This is a genomic window from Microbacterium sp. B24, assembly GCF_000333415.1.
GTDB lineage: Bacteria > Actinomycetota > Actinomycetes > Actinomycetales > Microbacteriaceae > Microbacterium.
Genome location: NZ_BADB01000047.1, coordinates 1 through 11,094, shown reverse-complemented (window position 1 = coordinate 11,094; position 11,094 = coordinate 1). Strand labels below are relative to the sequence as shown.

At 68.2% G+C, this 11,094-nt stretch carries 4 protein-coding genes, 1 tRNA gene and 3 pseudogenes; 2 read left to right on the top strand and 6 right to left on the bottom strand.

Annotation, left to right across the window (positions count from 1 at the left end; genetic code table 11):
* Positions 1 to 112 precede the first annotated feature (112 nt).
* Positions 113 to 994 (bottom strand): annotated as a pseudogene (locus tag I5I_RS01025) (5'-3' exonuclease); the annotation flags it as partial.
* Between the two features lie 65 nt (positions 995 to 1,059).
* Between I5I_RS01025 and I5I_RS01020 the strand changes: the two are divergent.
* Positions 1,060 to 1,491, top strand: a complete 432-nt coding sequence (locus tag I5I_RS01020; RefSeq protein WP_036315323.1) for a hotdog fold thioesterase — start codon at positions 1,060 to 1,062, stop codon at positions 1,489 to 1,491.
* Positions 1,492 to 1,520: 29 nt separating this feature from the next.
* On the opposite strand, the gene I5I_RS01015 is transcribed toward I5I_RS01020, so the two are convergent.
* Positions 1,521 to 2,141, bottom strand: a complete 621-nt coding sequence (locus I5I_RS01015) for an ANTAR domain-containing response regulator (RefSeq protein WP_036315320.1) — start codon at positions 2,139 to 2,141, stop codon at positions 1,521 to 1,523.
* Between the two features lie 56 nt (positions 2,142 to 2,197).
* Between I5I_RS01015 and I5I_RS01010 the strand changes: the two genes are divergently transcribed.
* Positions 2,198 to 2,278: transfer RNA gene (locus I5I_RS01010), tRNA-Leu, on the top strand.
* A 208-nt stretch (positions 2,279 to 2,486) separates the two neighbouring features.
* On the opposite strand, the pseudogene pyk reads toward I5I_RS01010, so the two are convergent.
* The 4 genes and pseudogenes from pyk to lgt form a co-directional block, all read right to left on the bottom strand.
* Positions 2,487 to 3,931 (bottom strand): annotated as a pseudogene (pyk, locus tag I5I_RS01005) (pyruvate kinase).
* Between the two features lie 45 nt (positions 3,932 to 3,976).
* Positions 3,977 to 5,446 carry a glutamate synthase subunit beta gene (locus tag I5I_RS01000; RefSeq protein ID WP_036315317.1) on the bottom strand — a complete coding sequence of 490 codons (1,470 nt, stop codon included), beginning with the start codon at positions 5,444 to 5,446 and terminating at the stop codon, positions 3,977 to 3,979.
* A pseudogene (gltB, locus tag I5I_RS00995) lies at positions 5,439 to 10,041 on the bottom strand (glutamate synthase large subunit). Before gltB ends, I5I_RS01000 begins: the two are co-directional and overlap by 8 nt.
* Positions 10,042 to 10,151: 110 nt before the next feature.
* Positions 10,152 to 11,094: prolipoprotein diacylglyceryl transferase (lgt, locus tag I5I_RS00990; protein ID WP_036315314.1), on the bottom strand; the 943-nt coding region annotated here is incomplete at its 5' end.

Here is an 11,094-nt window from a genome sequence, read left to right as displayed (position 1 = left end):
ATTCGAGCTCGGTCCCGGGGATCCTCTAGAGTCCTGCCAGGCGCTCTGCAGCATCCAGGTGGCGGAGACCGGGGCGAGGCCCGGGGCCGGGGTCGGTGTCGGAGTCGCGGTCGGCTTCGGCGTCGGAGTGCAGAAGGGTGCGGAACTCCAGTCGAGCAAAGATATCGCGAACGGCCTGCGCGTCGATCGGCTGCACCGCAAGGTCGGCCGGTCCGACGCCCAGCTCGACATCGCGCAGCAGCGCGTTCAGGTTCCTGTTGCGGCGCACGTCGTCGAGGTGGTCGCGCAGGTTGCCCCCCACGACACCCGTGATCTTGTCGGCGTTCTCGAGCAGAGCGTCGAGGCTCCCCCACTGCGTGAGCCACTTGACGGCCGTCTTCTCGCCCACCTTCGGCACCCCCGGCAGGTTGTCGCTGGTCTCGCCCACGAGCGCGGCGATGTCGGGGTAGTTGGCCGGCGGCAGGCCGTACTTCTCGACGACGGCATCCGGCGTGTAGCGCTTGAGCTGCGACACGCCCTGCACGCTCGGGTACAGCAGCGTCACATCGTCGGTGACGAGTTGGATGGTGTCACGGTCGCCGGAGCAGACGAGGACGTCGTAGCCCTCGGCCGCACCGCGCGTGGCGAGGGTCGCGAGGATGTCGTCGGCCTCGATGCCCTCCTTGGTGAGCACCGTCACGTTCATCGCGGCGAGGCAGTCCTGCAGCAGAGGAATCTGGCCCTTGAACTCCGCCGGCGACTCGGAGCGGTTCGCCTTGTACTCGGGGTACTCCTCGGTGCGGAAGGAGTGACGGGACGTGTCGAAGGCGACGGCGAGATGCGTCGGCTGCTCCGCTTTGACGAGGTTGACGAACATCGACAGGAAGCCGTAGATGCCGTTCGTGTGCTGACCGTCGCGCGTCGTGAAGTTGTCCACGGGAAGGGCGAAGAAGGCGCGGTACGCCAGCGAATGGCCGTCTACGACGAGGAGAGTAGGCTTTGCGGAGTCCGTCACCCTGCAACTCTAGACGCGGGGACGGACACTGGAACTCCCGACCCGATCACTTCCGAAGGTGGACGATGACCGCTGAGAACTCCCCTGTCGACGACGGCATGGACTGGGCGCGTCAGCGCGGAATGGGAGCCCTCGCCGAGAAGATGGGCATCGAGTTCACGGAGTTCAGCATCCAGCGCTCCGTCGCGACGATGCCGGTCGAGGGCAACACCCAACCTGTCGGACTGCTGCACGGCGGCGCGTACGTCGTTCTCGGGGAGTCCCTCGGCTCCATGGCGGCCAATCTCCACGCCGGCCCCGGTCGACTCGCCGTCGGCGTCGACATCAACGCGACCCACACGCGATCGGCCACGAGCGGCGTCGTCACCGGGGTCTGCACCCCTGTGCATCTCGGCCGCAGCCTCACGGTCCACGAGATCGTCGTGACCGACGATCAGGGGCGGCGCTGCTCGACGATCCGCATCACGAACATGATCAGGGAGCGCACGCCGTCCTGAGCCGGCGCGTCCGCGCCTCGAGGCGAGGGTCAGCCCTTCTTTGGCGAGAGCTGCTCGATGATCGCCTTGGCGACGTCCTGCATCGTCAGGCGGCGGTCCATCGATGCCTTCTGGATCCAGCGGAACGCCTCGGGCTCGCTCAGGCCCATCTTCTCGTTGAGCAGACCCTTGGCGCGGTCGACGAGCTTACGGGTCTCGAAGCGCTCGACCATGTCGGCGACCTCGGCCTCGAGGGTGATGATCTGCTCGTACCGCGCGAGGGCGATCTCGATCGCCGGGAGCAGGTCGTTGGGGGTGAAGGGCTTGACCACGTAGGCCAGGGCGCCGGCCTCGCTGGCCCGCTCGACGAGCTCCTTCTGGCTGAACGCGGTCAGCAGCACGACGGGGGCGATGTGGTTCTTGCTGAGCTTCTCGGCGGCGCTGATGCCGTCGAGGACGGGCATCTTCACGTCCATGATGACGAGGTCCGGGCGCAGCTCGGTCGCCAGCTGCACGGCGGTCTCCCCGTCACCGGCCTCCCCCACGACGTCGAAGCCGTTGTCGCGGAGAATCTCGACGATGTCGAGGCGGATCAGCGATTCGTCCTCGGCGACGACGACGCGTCGCGGGGAGGATGCCGTGGGAGTCGTGCTCGGTTCCTGCTCAGTCACCTTTGAATCCTACGGTATGGTCAATCCCGGACGTGCGCTGATGAACGTCCGCGTGCGCCGGTGTGGCGGAATGGCAGACGCGACCGACTCAAACTCGGTTGTCTTCGGACGTGTGGGTTCGACTCCCACCACCGGCACGGAAGATGCGGTGCCTGTGGGCGCCGCATCTTGCGTTGCGGTGGTGTCGCGGGCGGGCGCGCGTGTGGGTGGGCCCACGCGGCCGGAGGCTCCGCTCGCCGCGCAGCGGCGTGTGGAGGGGCCGTGGGGACGACTCCCACCACCGGCACGATACGCAGAGGGCGGATGCCGGTGATCCCGGCATCCGCCCTCTGGCGTCTTTGCGACCTACTTCTCCGACTGGTAGATCGGCGCCTTGCCGTGAACGGCGTCGCCGATCCGGTGCACCCGGATGTCGTTGGTCGAGCCGATGATTCCGGGAGGGGAACCCGAGATCACGACGACCTTGTCCCCTTCCTGGGCGAGGCCCTGGCCGAGGAAGAACTCATCGACCTGCATGAACATCATGTCGGTGTGCGCAACGTGCTCCACGAGGGTCGACTGCACGCCCCACGTGAGCGCCATGCGGCGACGGATGGCCGGGTCGACGGCGAAGGCCATCATCGGGATGCCGGGGCGCAGCCGCGACATGCGACGGGCGGTGTCCCCGGACTCCGTGAAGATGGCGATGTACTTCGCCTCGATGAACTCGGCGACCTCGTTCGCGGCGAGGGTCAGGATGCCGCCCTGTGTGCGCGGCTGGCGCTGAAGGGGCGGATCCGCTCCAGGCCGTGCTCCTCGGTCGACTCGACGATGCGGGCCATCGTCTGCACGGTGACGACCGGTAGTCGCCGACGCTCGTCTCGCCGGATAGCATGACGGCGTCCGCGCCGTCGAGGACGGCGTGGGGACGTCCGAGGCCTCGGCGCGCGTGGCACCGGAGCGTGGGTCATCGACTCGAGCATCTGCGTCGCGACGATGACGGGCTTGGCCATGCGGCGGCACATCTCGACGGCGCGCTTCTGGACGACCGGCACGGCTTCCAACGGCAGCTCGACTGCGAGGTCGCCGCGCGCGACCATGATGCCGTCGAAGGCATCGATGATCTCCTCGAGGTTGTCGACGGCCTGCGGCTTCTCGATCTTGGCGATGACGGGGACTTTGCGTCCCTCCTCCGCCATGATCTCGTGCACGCGGGTGATGTCGGCGGCGTCGCGCACGAACGACAGCGCGATGAGGTCGGCGCCGGCCTGGAGACCCCAGCGCAGGTCCGACTCGTCCTTCTCGGAGAGAGCCGGGACGCTGACGGCGACGCCCGGAAGGTTGATGCCCTTGTTGTTGGAGACGGTGCCCGCCACGATGACCTTGGTCGTGACGACGGGGCCGTCGACGCTCTCCACCTGGACGCGCACCTTGCCGTCGTCGATGAGGAGGAAGTCACCGGGCTTCACGTCGCCGGCGAGGCCCTTGAAGGTGGTGCCGACGAGGTCGCGCGTGCCGACGACGTCCTCGGTGGTGATGCGGAACGTGTCGCCGACAGCGAGGTCGTGGGGTCCGTCGCTGAACTTGCCGAGGCGGATCTTTGGGCCCTGCAGGTCGACGAGGATGGCGACGGCGCGGCCCGCGTCGTCAGCGGCCTTGCGCACGTTCGCGAAGCGGACTTCGTGCTCGGCGTAGGAGCCGTGGCTCAGGTTCATTCGGGTGACGTCCACGCCCGCATCGATGATCGCGCGGATCATCTCATACGATTCGGTGGCCGGACCCAGGGTTGCGACGATCTTCGCGCGTCTCACTGAAGACTCTCCGGTCTCTATGGGTTGTTCGGGGGTGATTTCAGCCTACGCGGGCTGAAGGCCGATCGCGACGTCGGTCGGGCGCACCGGTGACGGCAGGCTCGTGCGTCCCATGAGGTACTCGTCGACGGCCGCCGCCGCGGCGCGACCCTCCGCGATCGCCCAGACGATCAGGGACTGGCCACGCCCGGCGTCTCCGGCGACGAACACGCCGGGCGCGGTCGTCTGGTAGTCATCGCCGCGCTCGACGTTGCCGCGGCCCGTGAACACGGTACCGAGCTGCGATTCGAGTTCGGTGCGTTCGGGGCCGGTAAAACCCATCGCGATGAGGATGAGGTCAGCGGGGATCTCGCGCTCGGTGCCGCTGCGCGGAACCCGGCGGCCGTCGGGGAGGTATTCCGTCTCCGCAACGCGGAGAGCGCGCACCTCTCCCGCCTCGTTGCCCAGGAACTCCACCGTCGAGGCCAGGAAGCTGCGCTCCCCGCCCTCCTCGTGTGCCGACGAGACTTCGAAGACGGTCGGTGTCATCGGCCACGGCTGGTGATCGGGCCGGCTGGCCGGCGGCTGCTTGCCGATCGCGAGGTTCGTGACGCTCAGCGCACCCTGGCGGTGTGCGGTCCCGATGCAGTCCGCACCGGTGTCACCCCCGCCGATGACGATGACGTGCTTGCCCTCGGCGTGGATCTGCTGCGGCACCTGGTCGCCGGCGACGGCCTTATTCGACTCGATGAGGTACTCCATCGCGAAGTGCACACCGGCGAGGTCACGTCCGGGGATGGCGAGCTCTCGGGGCAGGGTGGCGCCGGTCGCGATGACGACCGCGTCGTAGCGGGCGCGCAGATCGCTCCACGAGATGTCCTTGCCGATCTCGACGCCCGCGCGGAACCGCGTGCCCTCGTCCTGCATCTGACGCAGGCGCGACTCGAGGTGACGCTTCTCCATCTTGAAGTCAGGGATGCCGTAGCGCAGCAGGCCTCCGATGCGGTCGTCGCGCTCGTACACCGCGACGGTGTGGCCCGCGCGTGTCAGTTGCTGGGCTGCGGCGAGTCCGGCCGGACCGGAGCCGACGACCGCGACGGTCTTGCCGGTCAGCCGCGCCGGCGGCTCGGGCTCTACCCAGCCGTTGGCGAAGGCCTCGTCGATCGTCGAGACCTCGATCTGCTTGATCGTCACCGCCGGCTGGTTGATGCCCAGCACGCACGAGCTCTCGCACGGAGCGGGGCAGAGCCGTCCCGTGAACTCCGGGAAGTTGTTCGTGGCGTGCAGGCGCTCGATCGCCGCGCGACCTTCGCCGCGCCAGGTGAGGTCGTTCCACTCCGGGATCAGGTTGCCCAGCGGGCAGCCCTTGTGGCAGAACGGGATGCCGCAGTCCATGCAGCGGCCGGCCTGACGACGCAGGACGGCGGTGTCGCCCGGCTCGTAGACCTCTTTCCAGTCCATGATGCGCACGGGAACCGGCCGGCGCGCCGGGAGCTCGCGCTCGGTGGTCTTCAGGAAGCCCTTCGGGTCAGCCACCGGTCACCTCCAGGATGCGGGTCCAGACGACGTCGCTGTCGGGGTCGAGCCCCTCGGCGGCCGCCTTCTGGCGGGTCTGCAGTACCGCGGCGTAGTCGCGCGGCAGGACACGGACGAAGTTCGCGGCCTCGGCCTCGAGATCGTCCAAGAGAGCGGCTGCGAGCACCGAGTCGGTCTCGGTCACGTGCCGTTGAAGGAGATCGCGCAGGATCTCGACGTCACCCGAACCCATCTCCAGCAGCTCGAGTTCGCCGCTGGCGAGCGCCTCGCGGTTCACGAGAGCGCGGTCGAGCTTGTAGATGTACGCGGTGCCGCCCGACATGCCGGCTCCGAGGTTGCGCCCGGTCGGTCCGAGGATGACGGCCAGGCCGCCGGTCATGTACTCGAGCGCGTGGTCGCCGACACCTTCGACGACGGCGGTCGCCCCCGAGTTGCGCACGAGGAAGCGCTCCCCCACCACTCCGCGCAGGAACAGCGTGCCCTGCGTGGCGCCGTAGCCGATCACGTTGCCCGCGATGACGTTCTGCGCCGCATCGAAGGTCGCGCCGCGGGGCGGGCGGACGATGATCTCGCCTCCCGACAGTCCCTTGCCGACGTAGTCGTTCGAGTCGCCCTCGAGTCGCAGGGTGATGCCCGACGGCAGGAAAGCGCCGAAGGACTGACCGGCCGAGCCGGTGAGATTGATCTCGATGGTGCCCGCCGGCAGGCCGTGCTCGCCGTGAGCGAGGGTGACCCGGTTGCCGAGCATCGTGCCCACGGCCCGTTCGGTGTTGCGGATCGGCAGGTCGATGGAGAAGTGCCCGCCGTGGGCGATGACGTCCTGAGCGCGCTCGATCAGCGGTACATCGAAGTGGTGATCCAGCTCGTGCTCCTGGTTGCGCAGGTGGCGACGCGGCACGTCCTGGGCGAACGCCGGGCCCTCCAGGATCGGCGTCAGATCGAGTCCGCTGGCCTTCCAGTGGTCGATCGCGCCGTTCATGTCGAGCATCTCGGAGTGGCCGACCGCCTCTTCGATCGAGCGGAAGCCCAGCTCGGCGAGGTACTCGCGCACTTCCTGGGCGAGGAACTCCATGAAGTTGACGACGAACTCGGGCTTGCCGGTGAAGCGGCTGCGCAGCACCGGGTTCTGCGTCGCCACACCGACCGGGCAGGTGTCGAGGTGGCAGACGCGCATCATGATGCAGCCCTCTACCACGAGCGCGGTGGTGGCGAACCCGAACTCCTCGGCGCCCAGCAGCGCGGCGATCACGACATCGCGGCCGGTCTTGAGCTGACCGTCGGCCTGAACGACGACACGGTCGCGCATGTCGTTGAGCATGAGCGTCTGCTGCGTCTCGGCCAGACCCAGCTCCCACGGCGTGCCGGCGTGCTTCAGCGAGTTCAGCGGGCTTGCGCCCGTGCCGCCGTCGTGTCCCGAGACGAGGATAACGTCGGCGAGAGCCTTCGCGGTTCCCGCCGCGACGGCCCCGATGCCCGACTGGCTCACGAGCTTGACGTGAACGCGCGCCTTCGGGTTCGCACGCTTGACGTCGAAGATGAGCTGCTTGAGGTCTTCGATTGAGTAGATGTCGTGGTGCGGCGGGGGCGAGATGAGGCCGACGCCGGGGGTGCCGCCGCGCGTCCGCGCGATCCACGGGTAGACCTTTCCGGGAGGCAGCTGGCCTCCTTCGCCCGGCTTCGCCCCCTGGGCGAGCTTGATCTGGATGTCGTCGGCGTGCGTGAGGTACATGCTCGTGACACCGAAACGCCCCGAGGCGACCTGCTTGATGGCGCTGCGACGCTGCGGGTCGAGGAGGCGCTCGACATCCTCGCCGCCCTCACCCGTGTTCGACTTCGCCCCGATCGAGTTCATCGCGATGGCGAGGGTCTCGTGCGCTTCCTTCGAGATCGAGCCGTAGCTCATCGCACCCGTGGAGAAACGCTTGACGATCGAGGAGACGGGCTCCACCTCGTCGATCGGCACGGGCGGACGCACGCCGGTCTTCAGGCGGAACATCCCGCGGAGCGTCTTCAGCTCTGCCGCCTGGTCGTCGACGAGCTTCGTGTACTCCCGGAAGATGTCGTAGCGCCGCGTGCGCGTCGAGTGCTGCAGGCGGAAGACCGTGTCGGGCGTGAACAGGTGCGGTGCACCGTCGCGGCGCCACTGGTACTCGCCGCCGGTCCACAGCCGCTCGTGCGCGCGTGCGGCGCCGTCCTCGGGATACGCGTAGTCGTGGCGGGCCTGGTTCTCGACCGCGATCTCGCGCACCCCGACGCCGCCGAGTTTCGTCTCGGTACCCGTGAAGTACTTGCGGACGAACTCCTCCGACAGGCCCACGGCCTCGAAGACCTGCGACCCGGCATACGACGACACCGTGGAGATGCCCATCTTCGACATGATCTTCAGCACGCCCTTGCCGAGCGCGTAGATGAAGTTTCTGACGGGCCCTCTCGGGGGTGATCCCCGTGATGAACCCCGCCCGAACGAGGTACTCGACGGTTTCCATCGCCAGGTACGGGTTGACGCCCGAAGCGCCGTAGCCGATGAGCGTGGCCACGTGGTGCACCTCGCGCACATCACCGGCCTCGACCACCAGGCCCACCTTCATCCGGTTCTCCTGGCGGATGAGGTGGTGGTGAACGGCCGAGAGCATGAGCAGCGACGGAATCGGCACCAGGTCCTTGTTGGAGTCGCGGTCGCTCAGGATGATGAACTCGGCGCCGTCGGCGATCGCGGCGTCCACCTCGGCGGAGATCTCCTCGAGGCGGCGCTCGAGGGCATCCTCGCCGTGCTCCAAGTGATACAGGCCGCGGATGGTCGCGGAGCGACGCCCGGGCAGCGCCTTGTCGATGTTCTGCAGCTTGGCGAGCTCGTCGTTGTCGATCACCGGGAAGTCGAGGGTGATCGTGCGCGTGTGCTCGGGGCCCCACTCCAGGAGGTTGCGCTCGGGGCCGAGCCCGAGGGCGAGCGAGGTCACGACCTCTTCACGGATCGAGTCCAGCGGCGGGTTGGTCACCTGCGCGAACTGCTGCACGAAGTAGTCGAACAGCAGGCGCGGACGCTCGCTGAGCACCGCGATGGGCGTGTCCGATCCCATGGCGCCGAGCGGCTCGGCGCCGGTCTGGCCCATGGGCGTGAGAAGGATGCGCACCTCCTCCTCGGTGTATCCGAAGGTGCGCTGACGGCGGGTGATCGAGGCGATCGGGTGCACGATGTGCTCGCGCTCGGGCAGCTCCTTCAGGCGCACGCGACCGGCATCCAGCCATTCCTGCCACGGCTGCAGTGCGGCCAGTTCAGCCTTGACCTCGTCGTCCTCGATGATGCGACGCTGGGCGGTGTCGACCACGAACATGCGTCCGGGGCGCAGACGCCCCCGGCGCTTGATGCGCTCCGGTGCGAAGTCCAGCACACCGGTCTCGCTGCCGATGACGACGAGTCCGTCGGTGGTCTCCGTCCAGCGACCCGGGCGCAGACCGTTGCGGTCCAGCGTCGCGCCGACGAGGGTGCCGTCGGTGAAGATGAGGGCGGCGGGGCCGTCCCAGGGCTCCATCTGCATCGAGTGGTACTCGTAGAACGCGCGAAGGTCCGGCGCGATGTCGGCCTGCTTCTCGTAGGCTTCCGGCACCATCATCATCACCGCGTGCGGCAGGCTGCGACCCGTCAGGGTGAGCAGTTCGAGCACCTCGTCGAAGGATGCCGAGTCGCTCGCGCCTTCCGTGCAGATCGGCAGCAGCGGGCGGATGTCGCCGATCAGCTCGGACTCGAGCTGGGACTGGCGGGCGCGCATCCAGTTGCGGTTGGCGCCGACCGTGTTGATCTCGCCGTTGTGCGCGAGCATCCGCAGCGGCTGGGCGAGCGGCCACGACGGGAACGTGTTGGTCGAGTAGCGGGAGTGCACGACGGCGAGCTCGCTCTGGAAGCGCTCGTCCTGCAGATCGGGATAGAACGGCTCGAGCTGGAGCGTCGTGACCATGCCCTTGTACCCGAGGGTGCGGGAGCTCAGCGACACGAAGTAGGCGTCGTGCTCGCGGCGGGCGCGCTTGCGCAGCCGATAGACGCGGCGGTCGAGGTCGATCCCGCTCAGGGCGGGAGCGTCGCCGACGGCGGGGCGTGACACGAACAGCTGCTCGAAGTGGGGTCGCGCCTCGAAGGCGAGCTTGCCGAGGTGCTCCTGCTCGGTCGGCACCTCGCGCCAGCCGAGAACCGTGAGACCTTCCGCGGCGGCGACGGCCTCCACACCCGCCTTCGTCTCGGCGCGTGTGGCCTCGTCGAGCGGAAGGAACGCCATGCCGGCGGCGTACTGCCCGACCGGGGGCAGCTCGAAGTCCACCACGGCGCGCAGGAACGCGTCGGGCATCTGCGTCAGGATGCCGGCGCCATCACCGGTACCGGCGTCGGAGCCGATGGCCCCGCGGTGCTCGAGGTTGCGCAGCGCCGTCAGCGCGAGCTCGACGATGTCGTGGCCCGGCTCGCCACGGAGCGTGGCCACCATCGCCAGACCACAGGCGTCCTTCTCGAAGGCCGGGTTGTACATACCCTGCTTGGCGGGAAATCCCGATGCGGGGCGCATCCGGGGCTGTTCGTGGGTCTCTTCACGACGGGGGCTCGAGGCCATGGCAACCGTCCTCATGGTCAAACTGATCGGGGACGACGTCGGCCCTGGGCATTCAGCGGAGGTGTATTCAGCGGAGGAGAAGTCGAAGCATCGTGCGCATCGGCGCGGTGCTACTTCGACGTGACAGTGCTTGTGGCTGCGTCCGCGATGGATTCGGCTGTCGGGGGTGCGCTGACGTCCACGAATTCATCGGTGTTCTGCGATTGTACAGCCCCGCCCCGCTCACGACCGCGCATGTACGGCGACGGCTCGAAGCCCGGGTGGCGGCGGGTCTGCACGGCGAAGATGACGATTCCCACCAGCACGCCGAAGATCGCCGCCCAGACGTTGGTGCGCAGACCGAAGAACACTTCGCTCGGGTCGATGCGGATGCTCTCCCACACGATGCGACCGGCGCTGTACCAGACGAGGTAGAACGCGAACAGGCGACCCCACTGCAGGCGGAAGCGGTGACCGGCCCACAGCAGCACGATCACGCCCATCGTGTTCCAGATCACCTCGTAAAGGAAAGTGGGGTGGAAGAGCGTTCCGGCAGGCAGGCCGACCGGCCAGGCCGGGTTCGGGTAGTCGATCTGCAGGCCCCAGGGCAGATCGGTGGGAAGCCCGTACAGCTCCTGGTTGAACCAGTTTCCGAAGCGGCCCAGCGCCTGCGCGAGCAGCAGGCCCGGAGCGAGCGCATCGGCGAAGGTCCAGAACCGGATGCCGGTCCACTTGCAGCCGAGCCACGCGCCGATCGCGCCGCCGATGAGCGCGCCGAAGATCGCGATGCCGCCGTCCCACACGTTCCAGATCGCATCGCGCACGAACGGGTTCCACCACTCGCGTCCCTGCTCGAAGTAGAACCCCCAGTGGGTCACGACGTGGAAGGCGCGTGCGCCGATGATCGCCAGGGGCACGGCGAGCAGGCAGATGTCGATGACGACCCACGATTCCGCGCCACGCTTGGTGAGACGGTGGTTGGTCATGAAAGCCGCGACGACGATGCCCGCGAGGATGCACAGGGCGTAGAAGTGGATCGTCAGCGGGCCGACCTGGAAGGAACTGATCGGCGGG